The sequence below is a fragment of the Rhodanobacter sp. sgz306013 genome, assembly GCF_057031145.1.
In genome coordinates, this window is record NZ_JBXCIJ010000003.1 from 388178 (window position 1) to 407577 (window position 19400).

Genomic DNA, 19400 nt, shown 5'->3' on the forward strand with positions numbered 1-19400 from the left:
ACGGCGCGCGCGGGCAAGTCTTGACGCCGCGCACCCGCGTATTAGAATGCGCCCTCCCAAGCGGGAATAGCTCAGTTGGTAGAGCACGACCTTGCCAAGGTCGGGGTCGCGAGTTCGAGTCTCGTTTCCCGCTCCAGATTCACGCACGAAGCCCCGGCCCGCCGGGGCTTCGTCGTTTCCTGGGCATCGGCCGCGCGCGGGATGCGGCGCAGCGTGGCTGGCGCGAGGGCTTCACATCCGCCATGCTTCTGTTATCATTGACGGCTCACCAAGCGGGAATAGCTCAGTTGGTAGAGCACGACCTTGCCAAGGTCGGGGTCGCGAGTTCGAGTCTCGTTTCCCGCTCCAGTTTTCCAGCAAAACCTCGCGTCGCCGGGGTTTTGTTTTATCGGCAGCCGGTGATCCCCGTGGATCGCGACTGCGCCATCTGGCCGGGTGGCAGAGTGGTCATGCAGCGGACTGCAAATCCGCGTACGCCGGTTCGATTCCGACCTCGGCCTCCAATGTTCTGAAGCAAAGCATTGAAGGGCAACGACTTTCGTGGTCGTTGCCCTTTTTGCTATGCACACTTCTACGCCCACATGCCTCGATCGCTCAATGTGCGATCAAGCGCGAGCCGATGACCGAGCGCTTCGAAATATCGAGCCTTTGAGGCGCTTCCAGATTCCCTTGGCAGACTGCCGTTGTGCATGTCCGAGGACCTTCCGGACATCCTCCCGCGCGTCTGCAACCGCTTTTTGATAAGGGAGAAGGACGTCTAGATAACCTGCAGGTGGAGTGCTGCGTATGTTCGTTTGGATCCATTGCGTGCGGGCCATGATGGGGCGAAGGCTACCGAGCAGTGCGCCTAGCCGTGTACCCAGATCCCCCGGGAGCACTGCGAATTTGTCGAAGTGAGCGTGCAGATTTGGCGCCGATAAATTCGCCTGCGCCAGATCATTCATATGTACGAGCTCATCTCGAGTGAATCCGGACTGCCCGATGATCATGACCGCGGTGCGTTGATCAAGTTGGTTCAGCGCCTCGCCGATCGTGTGTAATTCGGGTTGCAGAAATGCCAAGAGGACGGTGGCATCTCTGCGACGGTCCTGTGACCTACGGAATCCGTCACGTAGCCCGAGAAGCAGCGCGATTAGCGCTGCAAAGAATGTCACCGCCGCGCCGGCCCATGTAGCAAGGTCACCCACCTTATAGCCGTGCCACACCGGATCCCCTGTCATGCGCGGATTCCCATCCAATACGACGACTCAGCATAGTCCACTGGCTTCATGCCGGTAGTGCTTCAGCGCTCCTCAGAGCGCCATGTCCACCTCGTCGATCGCTACCATGGCCACGAGGCCGGCCAGAAGCCCGCCGCATGGCGGGTTTTTTGTGGCCGTCGTTCGTGGCGGTTGCCATCTCGTGCCGTCGCCGACGCGCCGTCAAATGCCTTCCCTGGCGATTTAATTGCGCCCCGGCACAGCGTCGACGGCTCGTGGCGTCCGGGTTGCGCGCCCGCTGCGTGCTACGATCCGCGCCGCCTGTGCGCAGGCATCCCGCTCGCCGCCCGGATGGCGAAACTGGTAGACGCAAGGGACTTAAAATCCCTCACCCTCACGGGTATCCCGGTTCGATCCCGGGTCCGGGCACCAGTCGGCTCTGCACGGCCTGTCCGCGATGGACGGTGCTTGGCAGCGGCTAGAATCGCCGCTTCCTTGTCCTGTGCCGCACACCGACATGCCTGCCAGCTTCCGCACCTGTCTCATCGCCGCCGCCCTGTGCCTGGGTTTCTCCCTGTCGGCGGCGGCTGCGAGCGGACCGGCCAAACCCACCATCGGCCAGCAGCTCGAAGGCGTGCTGTTCTGGCCGCAGGCGGAGCGCGATGCGCAGTTCCGGCGGATGTACGAACGCTTTCCCAGCGACCGTGCGGCGCGAGGCACGCTGGTGCATGCCTTGCCCGCGGGCAAGCCGCTGGCAGTGGATGGGCGTGATGGATCGGCGTGGCTGGCCGGCTACATGGCGAAGTACCACGTCGCCGGCGTGATGGTGCTGCAGGATGGCCGCGTGCGGCTGGAGCGTTACGCGCTGGGCTTCGGGCCGCGGCAGCGCTGGACCTCGTTCTCGATGGCCAAGTCGGTGACTTCGGTGCTGCTGGGGATCGCCCTGCAGCACGGCGATATCGGCGGCATGGACGACACGCTGGCCACCTACATCCCGGAACTGCGCGGCAGCGCCTATGCCGGCGTCACGGTGGAGCAGTTGCTGACGATGACCTCGGGCGTGCACTGGAACGAGGACTACGACGACGCGAAGTCGGACGTGGCGCAGATGTATCTGGGCGCCTGCGTCGATGGCGAAGCGCATGTGCTGTCCTACCTGGCGAAACAGGCGCGGCAGTGGCCGGCGGGCACGCACTGGAACTACAACACTGCGGAGACCGACCTGCTCGGCATACTGGTGCAGCGGGCAACACACCGCTCGCTGGCGGCGTACCTGTCCGAGGCGATATGGAAGCCGTACGGCATGGCCTCCGACGCCTACTGGACCAAGGACGAATGCGACGGCAGCGACACCGGCGGCAGCGGCCTCTCGGCCACGCTGGGCGACTACGCGCGGCTGGGGCAGTTCATGCTGGGCGGCAGCCGCATTGATGGCAGGCCGGTGATCGCGAAGGCGTGGCTGGCCGGCGCCACGCGGCGGCACGCCGCCACCGGCGCGCCGGATCGCGGTTACGGCTTCCTGTGGTGGACCGACACCGACGGCAGCTACGCGGCCATCGGCATCTTCGGGCAAATGGTGTATGTCGATCCCGCGCGCAAGCTGGTGATCGCGCAGGTGGCCTCGTGGCCCGCCGCGACCTCGAAGGCACTGGTGGCCGGTCGTCGCGCGTTCGTCGAAGCGATCAAGCGGGCAGTGGATGCCCGGCCATAGGAGCGCACGCGGTGCGCGGTGTCGTCATCGCAAGAGCCCGGCCACGCCGCACAGGCGCACAGGGCGTGCTCCTACGCCACGAACTGCAGTCGCGCCAGCTCGGCGTACAGGCCGCCTTCGGCCAGCAGGCTCTCGTGCGTGCCCTGCGCCACGATGCGGCCGCCGTCCATCACCACGATGCGGTCGGCGCGCTGCACCGTGGCCAGCCGGTGGGCGATGACCAGCGTGGTGCGGCCCTGTTCCAGCCGTGCCAGCGCCTGCTGGATAGCGGCTTCGGATTGCGCGTCCAGCGCCGAGGTCGCTTCGTCGAGCAGCAGCAGCGGCGCGTCGCGCAGGATGGCGCGTGCGATCGCGATGCGCTGGCGCTGTCCGCCGGACAGGCGCACGCCGCGTTCGCCCAGCTCCGCGGTGTAGCCGTCGGGCAGGGCGCTGATGAAGTCGTGCGCCTCGGCGGCGCGGGCGGCTTCGATCACCTCGTCGTCGCCGGCGTCCTGGCGACCGAAGCGGATGTTGTCGGCCGCGCTGCCGGCGAAGATCGCGGTCTCCTGCGGCACCAGCGCGATCGCCCCGCGCAGTTCGGGCAGGGCCAGCGCGCGCAGGTCCACCCCATCGAAGGTGATGCGGCCGGACTGCGGATCGTAGAAGCGCAGCAACAGCGCCAGCACGGTGCTCTTGCCTGCGCCGGAAGGGCCGACCAGGGCCACCGTCTCGCCGGGGCGGATGGCCAGGTTGAAGTCGTGCAGCGCAGGCACATCGGGACGGGTGGGGTAGTGGAAGCGCACGTGCTCGAAGCTGAGCGCGCCGCTCACCGGGCGCGGCAGCACCTGCGGCTGCGCGGGGCTGGCGATATCGGCGCGCTCGGCGAACAGCTCGCCGATGCGTTCCATCGCGCCGGCCGCGCGCATCACGTCGCCCCACACTTCGCTGAGGCCCGCCACTGAGCCGGCGGCGAAGATCGCGTACAGCACGAACTGGCCCAGCACGCCGGCGCTGAGCGTACCGGCTAGCACGTCGCGCGCGCCGGCCCACAGCACCAGGGTGATGGCGCCAAAGAACAGCACGATCACCGCGGCGGTGAGCCAGGCGCGCATGCCGATGCGCCGGCGCGCGGAAGCCAGCGCGCGGGTGATCGCACCGGCGTAGCGGGTGCTCTCGATGTCCTCGCGGGCATAGGCCTTCACCGCGGGGGCGGCGTTGAGCGTCTCGTTGGCGATCGCCGCGGCGTCGGCGAGGCGGTCCTGGCTGGCGCGCGACAGCTTCTGCACGCGCCGGCCGAACACCAGGATCGGCAGCATCACCGCGGGGATCACCAGCGCGGTGAGTCCGGCCAGACGCGGGCTGGTCCAGATCATCATCGCGCTGGCGCCCAGCAGCATCACCACGCTGCGCAGCGCCACCGAGATGCCCGAGCCGATCAGCGCCTGCACCACCTCGGTGTCGGTGCCCAGGCGCGAGTTCAGCTCGCCCACGCGGCTGCGCTCGAAGAAGCCCACGTCGAGCCGGATCACATGCGCGTAGAGCTGGCTGCGCAGCGAGGCCAGCGCGCGCTCGCCCAGCAGGGTGATGCAGAAATAGCGCGCCGCGGTGGCGACGGCCAGCACCAGCGCCACGGCGAACAAGCCCATGAAGGTGGTGTTGATCGCGGCGGGATCGGTGTGCTCGAAGCCGTGCTCGATGATCTGCCGCGCCGCCATCGGCAGCACCAGGGTGGCGGTGGACGACACGCCCAGGAACACCAGCCAGCCCAGTGCCAGTCGCCAGTGCGGCCGCAGGAACGGCCATAGCTGGCGCAAGGCGCCAAGGCGGCGGGTAGGACGGGGCTGGGCGGATTCGCTCATGGCATGTCGTGAGGAACGAGCGGCGGACCGCGATCCGTTCCACATGGGGCTGGCATGGGGCGATTCAATCGCGATGCGTGGTCAGGCCGACGCTGCCTGCGTTTCGATGGCTCCGCGCGAACCGCTGCCGGCCAGCCGCGCGCGCAGGCGCAGGAACGGCCGTTCGACACCGTGGTGCAGCAGCACGCCGGTGGCGGCGATCGCCAGTGCGTACAGCGCGAAGGCGGCGAACCCGTGCACCGCAGGCCAGCGCAGCAGCAGGCCGTGCATCGCGTGCATCGCCAGCTTGTGGCTCAGGTACAGGCTGTACGAAACGGTGGCGACCCAGCCCGCGCCGGGAACCCGCCAGCGTCCCAGCCAGCCGGTGTTCCCGGCGCCCGCGGCCACCAGCAGGGCCAGCCCCAGCGACAGCAGCGGGAAACCGAACACGCTGGCGGCGAACGCGGTCTTGTCGCGGAACAGCCAGATCGCGGCGCCGGCCAGCAGCAGACCCGCACCGGCAAGTCCGTTGGCGCGCCGCTGCATGGCGGCCCAGCCATCCGGCTGCCAGATCTGGATGGTGGCGAGCAGCACGCCGGCCAGCAGGCCGTCCAGCCGCGTCCAGGTCGGGTAGTAGATGTTTTCCAGCCAGTCGCTGCCGTGCAGCGAGGCGTAGCCGCGCAGCAGCAGACCCGCCGCCACGACGAGCGCGGCAACGCCGACGACGCGCGCCCGCGACGGGCGCCGCGCCAGCCACCAGGCCTGCAGCGGGAACAGCAGGTAGAAGTGTTCCTCCACGCACAGCGACCATGCGTGCGAGAACGCCTGGTTGCGCCGGTAGTCGATCAACAGGTTCAACGTGAAGGTGAGGAACTGCCACGCCGGCTGCATGCCTGGCGCCTCGCGCCAGGCGGGAAACAGCAGGTAGACCGCCAGCACGACCAGGAAGGCCGGCAGGATGCGGAAGGCGCGGCGCAGGTAGAACGCGCCGAAGCGCAGCGGTTCGCCCCGGCGCAGCGGTGCCAGCAACTGGTGGCCGATCAGGTAGCCGCTGAGCACGAAGAACAGGTCCACGCCCATCCAGCCGTAGTCGGCGACGGGCTGGAGCGGCCCACCGACGCCGCCGATCATCCACGAGTGGAACAGCATCACCCAGACGATGGCGATGGCGCGCAGCAGGTCGAGGCCGGGCAGGCGTGGCATGGATTTCCCCGTGAGGCAGGCGCCGGACGTCGACCGGCGGGCGCGGTGGCGCAGTGTGCGCACTGCTTCGGCGCGCCACAAGGCCGGATGGTGGCGATTCGATGGACCGTGCGGAAACCGCGTTCAGTCGAGCCGTCGTGCCGCGATGCGGCCGCGGCTGAGGTCGCCGATGCGGGCCTGCGCCTCGGCCACGCGCTGCGCGGGCAGCTCGACTTCCAGCGTCACGCCGTCGGCGCCGAATTGCTCGCGCGTGATTTCGGCATGCAGTTCACGCAGGCGCGCCTTGAGCAGGGCCAGCTCCCCGAAATCGCAGGCCAAGCCCAGCCGCGCCATCGCCACGATGGGCACGCGCGCCGCCATGCGCAGGCATGTCGCCGCGGTGCCGCCGTAGGCGCGGGCCAGGCCGCCGGCGCCGAGCTTGATGCCGCCGTACCAGCGCGTCACCACCACCGCGACGCGATCGCAGCCCTGGCCCTCGATCGCCTGCAGGATCGGCCGGCCCGCGGTGCCGCCGGGCTCACCGTCGTCGTTGAAACGGTAGTCCAGGCCAATGCGCCAGGCCCAGCAGTTGTGCGTGGCATCCGCGGCGGACACCCCTCGCACGAAAGCCAGCGCCTGTTCCGGTGAGCTGGCCGGCGCGGCCTGGGCGAGGAAGCGGCTCTTCCTGATCTCCTCGGCGTACCGGCATGCTTCGACGAGGGTGTGCAGCGGGTCGTTCATGCGCGCAGGGTAGGCGAAGCGCGACATCCCGTCATGCCTTTGCTTTACCCTGCTGACCTTGCGTCGCGCCGGAGAGGATTTTGATGTCGCTGGATGTGCTGATCGTGCTGGTGCTGCTGGGCGTGGCCATGCGCGCGCTGAAGTGGCGGCGCACGGCCGCCGTCGCCCTGGGTCTGGCCGTGCTGCTGTTCCTCGCGACGGGCTGCGGCCTGTTGCCTGCCTGGTTGCTGCGGAACCTGCAAGGGCCTTATGCGCGGCGTCCCGCGATCGCCTGGGCGCCGCGCAACGCCATCGTGCTGCTGGGCGCCGGCGCGCAGCGTGCGGCGGACGGCACGGTGGAGCCGGGAGAGCCCGCGCACAGCCGCATCAACGAGGCATTCGCGCTGTACCGCGCATGCAAGGCCAGCGGCATGGACTGCCGCCTCGAGGTGAGCGGCGGCGACGCGCGGCATATCGGCGAGTCGGAGGCCAAGGTGTACGCCGCGGTGCTGGAACGCATGGGTGTGGCGACCGCGGACCTGCTGCTGGAACCGCGCAGCATGAACACCTGGCAGAACGCCCAGTTCAGCGCGCCGCTGTTGCACGGCTACGGCGCGCAGCGCGTGGTGCTGGTGTCGTCGGCCACGCATCTGCATCGCGCCAGCCTGTATTTCGCCCACTTCGGCATCGTTACCACACCGGTGCGCAGCGACTGGCTGAAGGAGCGCATGGACTGGTGGCCGCAGTCGTGGAACTTCGCGGTGACCGATCTGGCCCTGCACGAATACGTCGGCGTGCTGCGCTACCACGTCTACAACGTGATGGGCTGGAACGCGCAGGAGACGGAGCCGGGCGCGCCGTAGCGGCGCAGTCCATCGGCATAATGGGGCACCGCCCGTCGCTGGAGCGACCATGATCCTGTCCACGTTGATCGCCGTGCTTGCCTGCGCCTGGCTGGCCGGGCGACTGGGCTGGCACCGCTTGCGGCTGGCAGGCATGGTGCTGGCGGTGGCGGCGGTATTCGCGATCGGCTGCGGTCCGGTGCCCCATCTGCTGCTGCGCGGCTGGCAGGCACCGTACGCGCATCGGCCGCCGCTGGACTGGGCGCCCAGCAACGCGATCGTGCTGCTTACCGCCAACGCGAACAACCCGCCCGGCGATATGCCGGAGCCCGGCCCGGTCGGCTACGCGCGGGTGGCCGAAACGATGTCCTTGTTCAACGCCTGCCGTACCGCCGGCATGCACTGCACGGTGCTGGTCAGCGGCGGGGATGACTATGCCGCGGGCGAGCCGTTGGCGCGGGTCTACGGCAGGGCGCTGGCGCGGCTCGGTTTGCCGGCGTCGGACATGGTGCTCGAACCGCGCAGCCGCACTACCTGGCAAAACGCCGAGTTCGCACGGACGCCGCTGGCGCGGATCGGCGCGAAGCGGATCTGGCTGGTCAGTTCGGCATTGCACCTGCGGCGCGCTGAGTTCGCGTTTCGCCACTTCGGCATCACGGTCACGCCGGTGCGGGCGGACTACGCGCGCGTCGCTTGGTCGTTGCTGCCCCTGGCCGGCAACCTGAGCCTCTTCGACCACGCGTTGCATGAGTATGCCGGCATGGCGCTGTATCGTTGGAGGGCCTGGCGCCAGGGCGCCGTTGCGAAATGACCCTCCCTGGAACGGGGTCTACCGCCGCATCACCATCAGGCGCAGCTCGCTCATGTCCTCGATGGCGTAGCGCACGCCCTCGCGGCCGAGCCCGGAGAGTTTCACGCCGCCGTAGGGCATGTTGTCCACGCGGAAGCTGGGAATGTCGTTCACCACCACGCCGCCTTGTTCCAGCTCGTCCCAGGCGCGCATGGCGTGTTCCAGGCTGTCGGTGAAGATGCCGGCCTGCAGGCCGTAGTCGGAGTCGTTGACCAGCGTAATCGCCTCGTCGAGGGTCTGGAACGGCGCGAGCAGGGCGAACGGGCCGAACGCCTCCATGCGGTTGGCCTTGGCGTCGTGCGGCACATGCTCCATCAGGGTGGCGTCCAGCATGTTGCCGCGGCGCTTGCCGCCGCAGAGGATTTTTCCGCCGGCCCGTTTTGCTTCCGCGATCCAGCCGTGCAGGCGTTCGGCGGCGGCCTCGTCGATCATCGGGCCGAGGAACACGCTCTTGTCCTTGGGGTCGCCGGCCTTGAGCTTATTCGTGGCCGCGACGAGTTTCCGTTTCAGCGCATCGTAGACGTCGGCGTGGGCGTAGATGCGCTGCACGCCGATGCAGCTCTGGCCGGACTGGTAGAACGCGCCGAAGATCAGCCGCTCCACCACCTTGTCCAGCTTCGGCCCCTGGTCGGCGTCGACAATGCAGGCGGCGTTGCCGCCCAGTTCCAGCGTCACCTTCTTGTGGCCCGCGCGGGCCTTGAGGTCCCAGCCGATCTGGCCACCGGTGAAGGAAAGCAGCTTGAAACGTTCATCCTCCACCAGCGGTGCGGCATGCGCGCCATCCAGCGGCAGGATGGAGAACGCACCCTTCGGCAGGTCGGTCTCGGCCAGCACCGCGCCGATGATCAGTGCGCCGATCGGCGTCTTCTCCGACGGCTTCAGCACGAACGGGCAGCCCGCGGCGATCGCCGGCGCCACCTTGTGCGCCACCAGGTTCAACGGGAAATTGAATGGCGTGATGAAGGACACTGGCCCCAGCGGCACGCGCCTGGTGTAGCCGTGGTAGCCGTCCAGGCGCGCAGCCAGTTCCAGGTTCAGGGTCTCGCCGTTGATGCGCACGGACTCCTCGGCAGCGATGCGGAAGGTCTCGATCAGCCGCGTCACTTCGCCAGCCGCATCCTTGATCGGCTTGCCCGCCTCGATGCACAGCGCCTCGGCCAGCTCGTCGCGGCGGCCGCTGAAGCGGTCCACGCAGTGCTGCAGCACCGCCTGCCGCGCCCAGGGCTTGAACTCGCGCATCGGCCTGGCCGCCTTCACCGCGGCGGCGATGGCCTTCTCGGTGGCCTTGGCGTCGGGCATCGCCACGCGGGTGGCCAGCTTGCCGCTGTACTTGTCGAAGACGTCCAGCATGGCCTTCGAGGTCTGCGGCTGGTTGGCGAGGTAGTAGGGGTAGGTCTTGGCTAGCATCGGGTTCTCCGGTTCAGACCGCCGCGCTCAGCTGGCGGATTTGTTCGTCGAGAATGCGGTGGTTGTCGGAATAATCGATGGCGAGGTCGATCAGGTGCACGCCGCCGGCGTCGAAGGCCGCGCGCAGCGTGGGCAGGAAGGCGTCGGCGCTGTCCGGGCGGTGGCCGTGCGCGCCATGCGCCTCGGCGAACATCACGAAGTCGGGGTTGCCGAACTGCATACCGTAGTCGGCGAAGCCCATGTCCGCCTGCTTCCAGCGGATCATGCCGTAGGCGTCGTCGCGCAGCAGCAGGATCACCAGGTCGAGCCTCAGCCGCACCGCGGTCTCCAGCTCCTGCGCGTTCATCATGAAGCCGCCGTCGCCGCAGATCGCCAACACCCTGCGGCCCGGGTGCACCAGCTTCGCCGCGATCGCCGAGGGCAGGCCGGCGCCCATGGTCGCCAGCGCGTTGTCCAGCAGGATGGTGTTGGGCTGGCGGGCGCGGTAGTAGCGCGCGTACCACAGCTTGTACATGCCGTTGTCCAGGCACAGTACGCCGTCGTCGGCCATACAGGCGCGCGTGTCGGCGACGATGCGCACCGGATGCATGGGGAAGCGCGGGTCGTCGGCGTGTTCCTTCAGCTGCGCGTGGAACGCCTTGCGCACTTTGTCGAAGTAGCCGAAGTCCCAGTGCGGCTGCTTCTGCACCGCGTCGGTGAGCCGCTCGATGGTGTGGGCGATGTCACCCACCACCTCGATCTGCGGGAAGTACACCGCGTCCACCTCGGCGGTGGAAAAGTTGATGTGGATCACCGTGCGCCGGCCCTTGTGCATGAAGAACGGCGGCTTCTCCACCACGTCGTGGCCGGCGTTGACGATCACGTCGGCGGCGTCGATCGCGCGGTGCACGAAGTCGCCGTCGGACAGCGCGGCGTTGCCCAGCCACAGCGGGTGGTCCTCGTCCACCACGCCCTTGCCCATCTGCGTGGTGAAGAACGGGATGCCCAGCTTGTCGATGAAGGCGCGCAGCGCCACCGCGGTGCGCTGGCGGTTCGCCGCCGCGCCTATCATCAGGATCGGATGCCTCGCCTGGCTGATCGCCTCGCCGGCCTGCACCAGCGCGGCGTCGTCGGGCGAGGGGCGGCGTGCGTACTCGGTGGGCAGCAGGATCGCATCGTCCACCTCGTCGCGTGCGATGTCCTCGGGCAGTTCCAGGTGCGCCGCGCCGGGGCGTTCCTCCTCGGCGCGGCGGAACGCCTCGCGTATCCGCGCCGGGATCGTCGCGGCGGACACCAGCTGGCGCGTGTACTTGGTGAGCGGCTGCATCATGTCCACCACGTCCACCAGCTGGAACAGGCCCTGCTTGTGCAGGCGGATGGGTTTCTGTCCGGTGATCATCAGCATCGGCATCGCGCCGAGCTGTGCGTAGGCCGCCGCGGTGACCAGGTTGGTGGCGCCCGGCCCCAGCGTGGAAAGGGCCACGCCGGCCTCGCCGGTGAGGCGGCCCCAGGTGGCCGCCATGAAGCCGGCGGCCTGCTCGTGGCGGGTGACGATCAGCCGGATCGAAGACTCGCGCAGCGCTTCGACCAGATCGAGATTCTCCTCGCCCGGCACGCCGAAGATGCAACGCACGCCTTCGGCCTCCAGCGCCTTCACGAACAAGGATGCAGCTTTCATGCACGACCTCCGCAGGGAGGCGGCAGGATGCGCGATGCCGCGTTCACTGCATGTGAGCAGGTATCACGCGCGGTCCACGTGCAGCGGCAATTCGCCGTCGGCGAGGCGGGCGCGCAGCGCGGTGCCCGCCTCGACACCCTGCACGGAGCGCAGCACCTTGCCGCTCTCGTCGAACAGGATCGCGTAGCCGCGTTCCAGCGTGGCCAGCGGGCTCACCGCGTGCAGGGTGCGGGCGGCCTGCTGCAGGGCGTGGCGTTCGCGCTCCAGCTGGCGCGCCATGGCCTGGCGCAGGCGCTGCGCCTGCTCGGCAAGCTGCCGCTGCAGCAGGGCAAGACGCTGCTGCGGGTGGCGGGCCAGCAGGCGTGCCTGCAGTCGATCCAGCCTGGCAAGCTCGCGTTGCCGCCGTTCGCGCGATACCGCGAGCAGGCGGTGTTGCAGGTGGGCGAGGCGTTCGCGGTCGCGCGCCAGCCGCGCCTGCGGACGTTGCGCCTGCAGGCGCGTGAGCAGGTGGTCGACGCGCTGGCCGAGCGCCTGCAGCCGGCGCTGCTGCAGCGTGGCGAGGCGCTGCTGCAGCTGGCCCAGATGGCGCAGCGTGGTCTGCGCGTCGGGCACCAGCAGCTCGGCGGCGGCCGAGGGCGTGGGTGCGCGCAGGTCGGCGACGAAGTCGGCGATGCTGAAGTCCACCTCGTGGCCCACGGCGCTCACCACGGGGACGGTGCTGGCGTGGATGGCACGCGCCACGGCTTCGTCATTGAAGGCCCAGAGATCTTCCAGCGAGCCGCCGCCGCGGGTGACCAGCAGCACGTCGTGGCGTGCGGCGCGCGAGGCCTTGGCCAGCATGGCCACGATGGCGGGCGGTGCCTCGCGGCCCTGTACCGGCACCGGCAGCACTTCCACCTCGGCCAGCGGCCAGCGGCGCGACAGCACGCTCAGCACGTCGCGGATCGCCGCGCCGGTGGCCGAGGTGATGACGCCGATGCGCCGCGCGTAGCGGGGCAGCGGACGCTTGTGGGCGGCATCGAACAGCCCCTCGGCGTCCAGCTTGGCCTTGAGTTGCTCGAACGCGCGCTGCAGCGCGCCTTCGCCCGCCGGTTCCATGGATTCGGCCACCAGCTGGAATTCGCCGCGCGGCTCGTACAGTCCAACCCGTGCGCGCAGCAGCACCTGCATGCCATCGACGGGCTTGAAGCGCAGCGCCGCATTTTTCGGGCGGAACATCGCGCAGCGCACCTGGGCGCCGCTGTCCTTCAGCGTGAAATACAGATGCCCCGAAGCCGGACGCGCCACGTTCGACAGCTCGCCCTCGATCCATACCAGCGGCAGCGTGTCTTCCAGCAGTCCGCGCACCAGCCGGTTCAGCGTGCTGGGGGTGAGGATAGGGCGGGGCGGGGTAGCGTGGTCGTCGGGCGCGTGCATGGAACGAGCAGCCTAGCACGTCTGGCACGGCCTCAGAGGCTTGCGCAACAGTGGCTTGGCGGACGTTGTGCAGGTAACGCCTGACGTGTGATCAGTCTGTCGATTCGTGTTTGCGGCGCCGTTCGCGCCAGGCGCGGATGGCGAGGTTCAGCGCCAGCCACGCGCACAGCACGCCCAGCGGCCAGGCCAGCACCGCGGGCCAGTACCCGGCCACCACCGCGAGCAACAGCAGGGCCAGCGCGCCCAGCCCCAGCGGGCCGGCATCGGCACGGCCCAGCACGCGCTGGTCGATCAGCGCTGCGCCCATGCGGTTGGCGAGGCGGACCGCGCCGGTGGCGGCACGGCTGGAACTGCCGCCATCGTGGTGCGCGCGCGGCGGGCGCGCGGTGGCGTGGCGCAGCTTGTCGCGGCGGCGCCTGCGCGCGCTCAGCACGATCTCGGTGGCATGGGCGAGGTCGCGCTCGTACTGGATGGCGAGCTGCGCGGCGAAGCCGGCGTCCTCGATCGCCACGTCGATCTCGCGGTTGTTCAACCAGCTGGCGAGGTTGAGGTTGGAAGAGCCCACCCGCGCCCACTGGCCGTCGGCCACCGCGGTCTTGGCGTGCAGCATCGAGCCATTCCACTCGAACACGCGGATGCCGGCCTGCAGCAGCGGCCGGTAGCCCGACCGCGACAGGCTGGCCACCATGGGGATGTCGCTGCTGCCGGGCACTAGCAGGCGCACGTCCACGCCGTCGCGCGCGGCGGCCGTGAGCGCCTGCACGTAGGGTGCCGTGCCCACGAAATAGGCATCGGTGAGCCACAGCGTCTTGCGCGCCAGCGCGGCGATCATCTGGTCGAGCCGGTAAATGCCGGCGCTGGATGGCTGGGTGGCGATCAGGCGCAGCGCCACGTTGCCGGCCGCGGCGTCGGCGGCTGGCACGCAGCCGGGCAGTTCGGCACCGCACTCGGCCCAGCTCTGCGCGAATGCCGCCTGCATCTCGGCCACTACCGGGCCGCGCAGCAGCACGCCGGTGTCGCGCCACGGCGCCACGCCGCGGCGGGCGTCGCCCAGCCATTTCGCGCTGATGCACACGCCGGAGAGGAAGCCCTGCGCGCCGTCCACCACCAGCAGCTTGCGGTGGTCGCGGCTGAGCCAGCCGAACGGCTGGCCCAGTTGCGGCGGGTTGAAGGTGCGCACCTGGCCCCCGGCTGCACGCAGCGGTTGCCAGAACGTGCGACCGGACTGGCCGAGGCAACCCATCCAGTCGGCCACCACCGCCACGAACACCCCGGAGCGGGCGCGCTCGGCCAGCGCATCGCGGAAGGCGCGGCCGACTTCGTCGTCGCGGATGATGTAGTTCTCCAGCAGCACGCAGCGTCGCGCGCCGCGGATCGCGGCCAGCCAGGATGCGTAGTGCGCCTCGGCGTCGATCAGCAGCTCCGCCGCGTTGCCGCCCAGTAGCGGTGCGCCCGCGCTGCGGCTCAGCGCCTGTTCGGCCAGCAGGCGGGTGGCGGGAGACGACAAAGGCGAAGTCGCGGGCATGCCGGCAGTGTGCCACGCCGCGCGATCCGGTTCCGCCGTGCGGTCATGGGCGTTCCGCTATGCTTGTCGCCTGCGCCGCGACGTCGAGCGGCGGAATCCTCCCCGGTTGCCTGCATGAACGAACCCTCTACCCCGAAACCGCGCGCGGCCGAACCGATGGCGCGCCGTCCCAGCGTCGGCGTGCAGATCGGCAAGGTGACGGTGGGCGGCGGTGCACCCATCGTGGTGCAGTCGATGACGAACACCGACACCGAGGACCCGGTCAGCACCGCGAAGCAGATCGCGGAGCTGGCGCGCGCGGGCTCGGAGATCGTGCGCATCACGGTGAACACGCCGGCGGCGGCGGCGGCGGTGCCGCGCATCGCCGAGCGGCTGGCGATGATGGGCATGGACGTGCCGATCGTCGGCGACTTCCACTACAACGGCCATCAGCTGCTGGAAGCCGAGCCGGCCTGCGCCGAGGTGCTGGCGAAATACCGCATCAACCCCGGCAACGTGGGCTTCGGCAAGAAGAAGGACGCGCAGTTCGGCGCGATCATCGAGAAGGCGATCCAGTACGGCAAGCCGGTGCGCATCGGCGCGAACTGGGGCTCGCTGGACCAGGCGATGGTCGCCACCCTGATGGACGAGAACCACACGCGCGCCGAACCCTGGGACGCCGGCCACGTGGCGCGCGAGGCGCTGATCCGCTCGGCGCTGGACTCGGCCGTGCTGGCCGAGCGGATCGGCCTGCCGCGCGAGCGCATCATCCTCTCGTGCAAGGTATCCGGCGTGCAGGAGTTGATCGCGGTGTACCGCGACCTGGCGCTGCGCTGCGACTACGCCTTGCACCTGGGCCTGACCGAGGCGGGCATGGGTTCCAAGGGCATCACCGCCTCCAGCGCGGCGCTGGCCGTGTTGCTGCAGGAGGGCATCGGCGACACCATCCGCATCTCGCTCACGCCGGAGCCGGGCGCTTCGCGCACCGGCGAGGTGATCGTGGCGCAGGAGCTGCTGCAGACCATGGGCCTGCGCTCCTTCACGCCGCTGGTCACCGCCTGCCCGGGTTGCGGGCGCACCACCAGCGAGTTCTTCCAGGAACTGGCCAAGACCGTGCAGGAGCATGTGCGCGAGAACATGCCGCTGTGGCGGGTGAAGTACGACGGCGTGGAGAACATGACGCTGGCGGTGATGGGCTGCGTGGTGAACGGCCCGGGCGAATCGAAGCACGCCAACATCGGCATTTCCCTGCCGGGCAACGGCGAGGCGCCGGCGGCGCCGGTGTTCATCGACGGCGAGAAGGCGATGACCTTGCGCGGCGACAACATCGCCAGCGAGTTCGTGGGCATCCTCGACGACTACGTGGCCCGCAAGTACGCCGCGCGCGGCGGTTGACCGGGTGATTGCCGGCGCGCAGGAACGCCTGATCCTCGACGCCTGGCACGCCAACGCACAGGCCTGGGAACGCGCCGTGCGCGAGCGGCGCATCGACAGCCGCAGGCTGGCGACCGACCCGGCCATCCTCGATGCCGTGCTGGCGCGCTCGCCGCGCACGGCGATCGACGTGGGATGTGGCGAGGGCTGGCTGGCGCGCGCACTGGCGGAGCGCGGCGTGCAGGTGCTCGGCGTGGATGCCGTGCCGGCTTTGGTCGAGGCGGCCTGCGCCAGGGGCGGCGGCGAGTTCCGCGTCATGTCCTACGAAGAGATCGCCACCGGCGCGCTGCACCGGCAGGCCGATGTAGTGGTGTGCAACTTCTCGCTGCTTGGCGCGGCCTCGGTCGACGGATTGCTCGCCGCCGTGCCGGGCCTGCTGGCAGCGGGCGGCGCGCTGATCGTGCAGACGCTGCACCCGGCGATGGCCGGCGGACCTTATGCGGACGGCTGGCGCGAGGGTTCGTGGGCGGGATGCGGCGAGGGTTTCGGCTCGCCCGCGCCATGGTACTTCCGCACTCTCGGTACCTGGGTGGCCGCCTTCGCGGCGGCGGGCCTGAGCCTCGCGCAGCTTCTCGAGCCGCTGCACCCGGACACGGGGCGCCCGGCCTCCGCGATCTTCGTTGCGGTGGCGCGTCAGGCGCCGTCCAGCAGGTCCAAGGGCTGAACCCGGGACGCGCCGCAAGCCCAGCTGCCAACGCGGCCGGGCAGGGCGGCGAGCCGCGCCGCCTCGCGCAGGTACTCCTCCCGCGGGATCTCCTCGGCGCCCAGGCCCAGCGTGTGGGCGTTCGCTACCTGCGTGTCGATCAGCGGCCAGCCCCATGAGCGCAGCATGGCCGCCAGGGCCACCAGCGCAAGCTTGGAGCCGCCGCTCTCGGCGCTGAACATCGACTCGCCGCAGAACAACTGGCCGACGGCGAGGCCGTAGACGCCGCCGACCAGGCGCGTGCCGTCCCACACTTCGACGCTGTGCGCGTGGCCGAGCCGGTGCAGCGCGGCGTAGGCGTCGATCATCTCGGGTACGATCCAGGTGGCGGCATGGCCGTCGCGCGGCGCGGCGCAGGCCTGGACCACCGCTTCGAAGGCGCCATCCACGCTCACCCGCCACGATCTGCCGCGCAGCTGCCGACGCAGGCTGCGGTTGATGCGCAGTGTCTCGGTGCGGAACACGCAGCGCGGGTCGGGCGACCACCACAGGATCGGTTCGTCCTCGCCGTACCACGGGAAGATGCCGCGGGCGTAGGCGGCCAGCAGCCGCGCGGGCGAAAGGTCGCCGCCGAACGCCAGCAAGCCGTTCGGTTCGCGCAGCGCACCGCGCGGATCGGGGAAGCACGCCGGCGCGCCGGGATCGAGTTCGGGCAGGCGGATCATCGTGCGCCAGCCTGCGCGTACGGGCTGTGTCCCCGCAGTTCCCGCGCGTAGTCGTCCATCGACGCCGCCTCGTGCTGCAGCGCCTCGCGCACGGCGGCGCGGAAGCCTTGGTGCAGGATCAGGTGCCGCGACTGCGTGCGCACGGGCAGGAAGCCGCGCGCCAGTTTGTGTTCGCCCTGTGCGCCGGGCTCGAAGCGTTGCAGGCCGTGTGCGATCGCGTACTCGATGCCGCGGTAGTAGCACAGCTCGAAATGCAGGCCGGGCAGGTCGACCCGGCTGCCCCAGTAGCGGCCGTAGAGCACACCATCGCCCGCGAGGAACAGCGCCATCGCCGCGATGCCGCCCGCGTCGTGCGCCAGCGCCAGTTGTGCCAGTCCGCCGAGCCGGTGGAAGAACGCGGGCGTCAGCGCGGCGTGGTTGCCCTTGGCGTCGAAGGTGGCGAGGTAGAGTGCGTGCACTTCGTCCCATTCGGCTTCCGTGAGCGAGGCACCGTCGCGCCACTCGATGCGCAGGCCGCCGGTGGCGACGCGGGCGCGTTCGTGGCGGATGTTCGCGCGCTTCTTGTGGTTGAGCGTGGCGAGGAAATCGCCGAAGTCGCGCCAGCCGCGGTTGCGCCAGTGGAACTGCAGGTCCGAGCGGGCCAGCCAGTCCGTGCCGAACACGGCGGCCTCGTCGTCGCGGAGGAAGTTGGCGTGCACCGACGACAGCCGCAGGCGCTCCGCCTCGCGGTGCATCCCATCCACCAGCGCGTGCTGCAGTTCGACCTTGCCGCCGGCCAGCAGGCGCGGGCCGGTCACCGGCGAGTAGGGCACCCCGCACAGCAGCTTGGGGTAGTAGTCGCCGCCGGCGCGTTCCCAGGCCGCGGCCCAGCTCCAGTCGAACACGAATTCGCCGTGGGAGTTGCCCTTGAGGTAAAGCGGCGCGGCGGCGAGCAACCGGCCATGCTCGTACAGGCCGAGGTGGTGCGCCTGCCAGCCCCAGTCGGGACGGATGCAGCCGGTGTCTTCCAGCGCGCGCAGGAAGGCATGCGACACGAAGGGATGGCCGTCGGGGCGCAGCGCGTCCCAGTCGGCGGCGGGGATGTCGGCGATGCGGTCGTGGTAACGCGCTTCGATCACGGCACGATGATGCCAGCTATCCATGGCGCCGCTCCGGCTGGCCGGAGCGGCGGGGCATGCTGCATCAGCCGGCCGGCTTCTGCTGGTCCAGCCAGCGCTCGGCGTCCAGCGCGGCCATGCAGCCGAAGCCGGCCGAGGTGATCGCCTGGCGGTAGACGTGGTCGGCCACGTCGCCGGCGGCGAACACGCCGGGCACCGAGGTCATCGTGGCCATGCCGCCCTGGCCGCTGTGGATGCGGATGTAGCCGTCGTGCATCTCCAGCTGGTCCTCGAAGATGCCGGTGTTCGGCGTGTGGCCGATCGCCACGAAGAAGCCGGTGGCGGCGATGCCGCGGGTGGCACCGGAGTTGACGTCCTGCACGCGCACGCCGGTGACGCCGGAGTCGTCGCCCAGCACCTCGGCCACAGTGTGGTTCCAGACCAGCTCGATCTTGCCGGCGGCGGCCTTCTCGAACAGCTTGTCCTGCATGATCTTCTCCGCGCGCAGCTTGTCGCGGCGGTGCACCAGGGTGACCTTGCTGGCGATGTTGGAGAGGTACAGCGCCTCCTCGACCGCGGTGTTGCCGCCGCCGATCACCACCACTTCCTGCTCGCGGAAGAAGAAGCCGTCGCAGGTGGCGCAGGCGGACACGCCCTTGCCCTTGAACCTCTCCTCGCTGGCGATGCCGAGGTACTTCGCCGTGGCGCCGGTGGCCACGATCAGCGCATCGGCGGTGTACTCGCCGGAGTCGCCCTTGAGGCGGAACGGGCGCTGCTTCAAGTCCACCGTGTGGATGTGGTCGAAGATCATCTCGGTATGGAAGCGTTCGGCGTGCTCGGCCATGCGCTGCATCAGCGCCGGGCCCTGCAGGCCTTCGACGTCGCCGGGCCAGTTGTCCACGTCGGTGGTGGTCATCAGCTGGCCGCCCTGCTGCAGGCCGGTGATCATGGTCGGCTTGAGGTTGGCGCGGGCGGCGTACACCGCGGCGGTGTAGCCGGCGGGGCCGGAGCCGAGGATCAGCAGGCGGGAGTGCTTGGGGGTGGCGGTCATTGCGCGGGTTCCTCGGGATGGTCGGCGGTTCGCGTGGCTATTCGCCACGACCGCCGCGAAGGTTGCATCGTAGGGTGACGTTGACCCGCAAGGATGGGGAAGGCGGCCAGCCGATTCAAGCCGTAGGATGCCGATCCAGGCGCGA

The 19400-nt window shown here is 69.7% G+C and carries 15 protein-coding genes and 4 tRNA genes; 9 read left to right on the forward strand and 10 right to left on the reverse strand.

The window, feature by feature from the left end:
- The first annotated feature begins 60 nt into the window (after positions 1-60).
- The 5 genes from AC2EWF_RS11395 (at position 61) to AC2EWF_RS11415 (ending at position 2910) form a co-directional block, all read left to right on the forward strand.
- A tRNA-Gly gene (locus tag AC2EWF_RS11395) sits at positions 61-136 on the forward strand.
- A 136-nt stretch (positions 137-272) separates the two neighbouring features.
- A tRNA-Gly gene (locus AC2EWF_RS11400) sits at positions 273-348 on the forward strand.
- Positions 349-429: 81 nt separating this feature from the next.
- Positions 430-503: transfer RNA gene (locus AC2EWF_RS11405), tRNA-Cys, on the forward strand.
- Between the two features lie 1041 nt (positions 504-1544).
- Positions 1545-1631, forward strand: a tRNA-Leu gene (locus tag AC2EWF_RS11410).
- A gap of 85 nt (positions 1632-1716) precedes the next feature.
- The gene (locus AC2EWF_RS11415; RefSeq protein ID WP_483639485.1) at positions 1717-2910 is read left to right on the forward strand and encodes a serine hydrolase domain-containing protein; all 1194 of its coding nucleotides are present in this window, start codon (positions 1717-1719) and stop codon (positions 2908-2910) included.
- A 71-nt stretch (positions 2911-2981) separates the two neighbouring features.
- Here AC2EWF_RS11415 and AC2EWF_RS11420 read toward each other — a convergent pair whose 3' ends face one another.
- The 3 genes from AC2EWF_RS11420 to AC2EWF_RS11430 all read right to left on the reverse strand — a co-directional run bounded on the left by AC2EWF_RS11420 (position 2982) and on the right by AC2EWF_RS11430 (position 6650).
- Entirely contained in the window at positions 2982-4748 is a 1767-nt protein-coding gene (locus tag AC2EWF_RS11420) for an ABC transporter transmembrane domain-containing protein (RefSeq protein ID WP_483639486.1), read from the reverse strand.
- Positions 4749-4829: 81 nt separating this feature from the next.
- Positions 4830-5930, reverse strand: a complete 1101-nt coding sequence (locus AC2EWF_RS11425) for an acyltransferase family protein (protein WP_483639487.1) — start codon at positions 5928-5930, stop codon at positions 4830-4832.
- 123 nt (positions 5931-6053) lie between these two features.
- Positions 6054-6650 (reverse strand): IMPACT family protein, encoded by a 597-nt coding sequence (locus tag AC2EWF_RS11430; protein WP_483639807.1) that lies wholly within the window; start codon positions 6648-6650, stop codon positions 6054-6056.
- A gap of 83 nt (positions 6651-6733) precedes the next feature.
- Between AC2EWF_RS11430 and AC2EWF_RS11435 the strand changes: the two genes are divergently transcribed.
- Positions 6734-7492 carry a YdcF family protein gene (locus AC2EWF_RS11435; RefSeq protein ID WP_483639488.1) on the forward strand — a complete coding sequence of 253 codons (759 nt, stop codon included), beginning with the start codon at positions 6734-6736 and terminating at the stop codon, positions 7490-7492.
- A 49-nt stretch (positions 7493-7541) separates the two neighbouring features.
- Entirely contained in the window at positions 7542-8282 is a 741-nt protein-coding gene (locus tag AC2EWF_RS11440) for a YdcF family protein (protein ID WP_483639489.1), read from the forward strand.
- An 18-nt stretch (positions 8283-8300) separates the two neighbouring features.
- Here the strand turns inward: AC2EWF_RS11440 and AC2EWF_RS11445 are convergent, their stop codons facing one another.
- The 4 genes from AC2EWF_RS11445 to AC2EWF_RS11460 form a co-directional block, all read right to left on the reverse strand.
- The gene (locus AC2EWF_RS11445; RefSeq protein WP_483639490.1) at positions 8301-9728 is read right to left on the reverse strand and encodes an aldehyde dehydrogenase family protein; all 1428 of its coding nucleotides are present in this window, start codon (positions 9726-9728) and stop codon (positions 8301-8303) included.
- 13 nt (positions 9729-9741) lie between these two features.
- Positions 9742-11385, reverse strand: coding sequence for an acetolactate synthase large subunit (locus AC2EWF_RS11450; RefSeq protein WP_483639491.1), 1644 nt, complete (start codon positions 11383-11385; stop codon positions 9742-9744).
- Positions 11386-11448: 63 nt separating this feature from the next.
- Positions 11449-12801 carry an exodeoxyribonuclease VII large subunit gene (gene xseA / locus AC2EWF_RS11455; RefSeq protein ID WP_483639492.1) on the reverse strand — a complete coding sequence of 451 codons (1353 nt, stop codon included), beginning with the start codon at positions 12799-12801 and terminating at the stop codon, positions 11449-11451.
- Positions 12802-12892: 91 nt separating this feature from the next.
- On the reverse strand, positions 12893-14326 hold the full coding sequence (locus AC2EWF_RS11460; RefSeq protein ID WP_483639493.1) for a phospholipase D-like domain-containing protein: 1434 nt from the start codon (positions 14324-14326) through the stop codon (positions 12893-12895).
- Positions 14327-14440: 114 nt separating this feature from the next.
- Between AC2EWF_RS11460 and ispG the strand changes: the two genes are divergently transcribed.
- Both ispG and AC2EWF_RS11470 read left to right on the forward strand, forming a co-directional pair.
- Positions 14441-15700: a flavodoxin-dependent (E)-4-hydroxy-3-methylbut-2-enyl-diphosphate synthase gene (gene ispG, locus AC2EWF_RS11465; RefSeq protein ID WP_483639494.1), complete on the forward strand. Its 1260-nt coding sequence runs from the start codon at positions 14441-14443 to the stop codon at positions 15698-15700.
- 4 nt (positions 15701-15704) lie between these two features.
- Entirely contained in the window at positions 15705-16403 is a 699-nt protein-coding gene (locus AC2EWF_RS11470; protein WP_483639495.1) for a class I SAM-dependent methyltransferase, read from the forward strand.
- On the opposite strand, the gene aat is transcribed toward AC2EWF_RS11470, so the two are convergent.
- The 3 genes from aat to trxB are packed head-to-tail and all read right to left on the reverse strand — an operon-like array spanning position 16373 to position 19255.
- On the reverse strand, positions 16373-17107 hold the full coding sequence (aat, locus tag AC2EWF_RS11475; RefSeq protein ID WP_483639496.1) for a leucyl/phenylalanyl-tRNA--protein transferase: 735 nt from the start codon (positions 17105-17107) through the stop codon (positions 16373-16375). The two genes, AC2EWF_RS11470 and aat, sit on opposite strands and share 31 nt — an antisense overlap.
- Complete coding sequence (locus AC2EWF_RS11480; protein ID WP_483639497.1) at positions 17104-18249, reverse strand: GNAT family N-acetyltransferase; 1146 nt, start codon at positions 18247-18249, stop codon at positions 17104-17106. The genes aat and AC2EWF_RS11480 overlap by 4 nt, the downstream gene beginning before the upstream one ends.
- A 40-nt stretch (positions 18250-18289) precedes the next feature.
- Positions 18290-19255 (reverse strand): thioredoxin-disulfide reductase, encoded by a 966-nt coding sequence (gene trxB / locus AC2EWF_RS11485; RefSeq protein ID WP_483639498.1) that lies wholly within the window; start codon positions 19253-19255, stop codon positions 18290-18292.
- Positions 19256-19400: the final 145 nt, after the last annotated feature.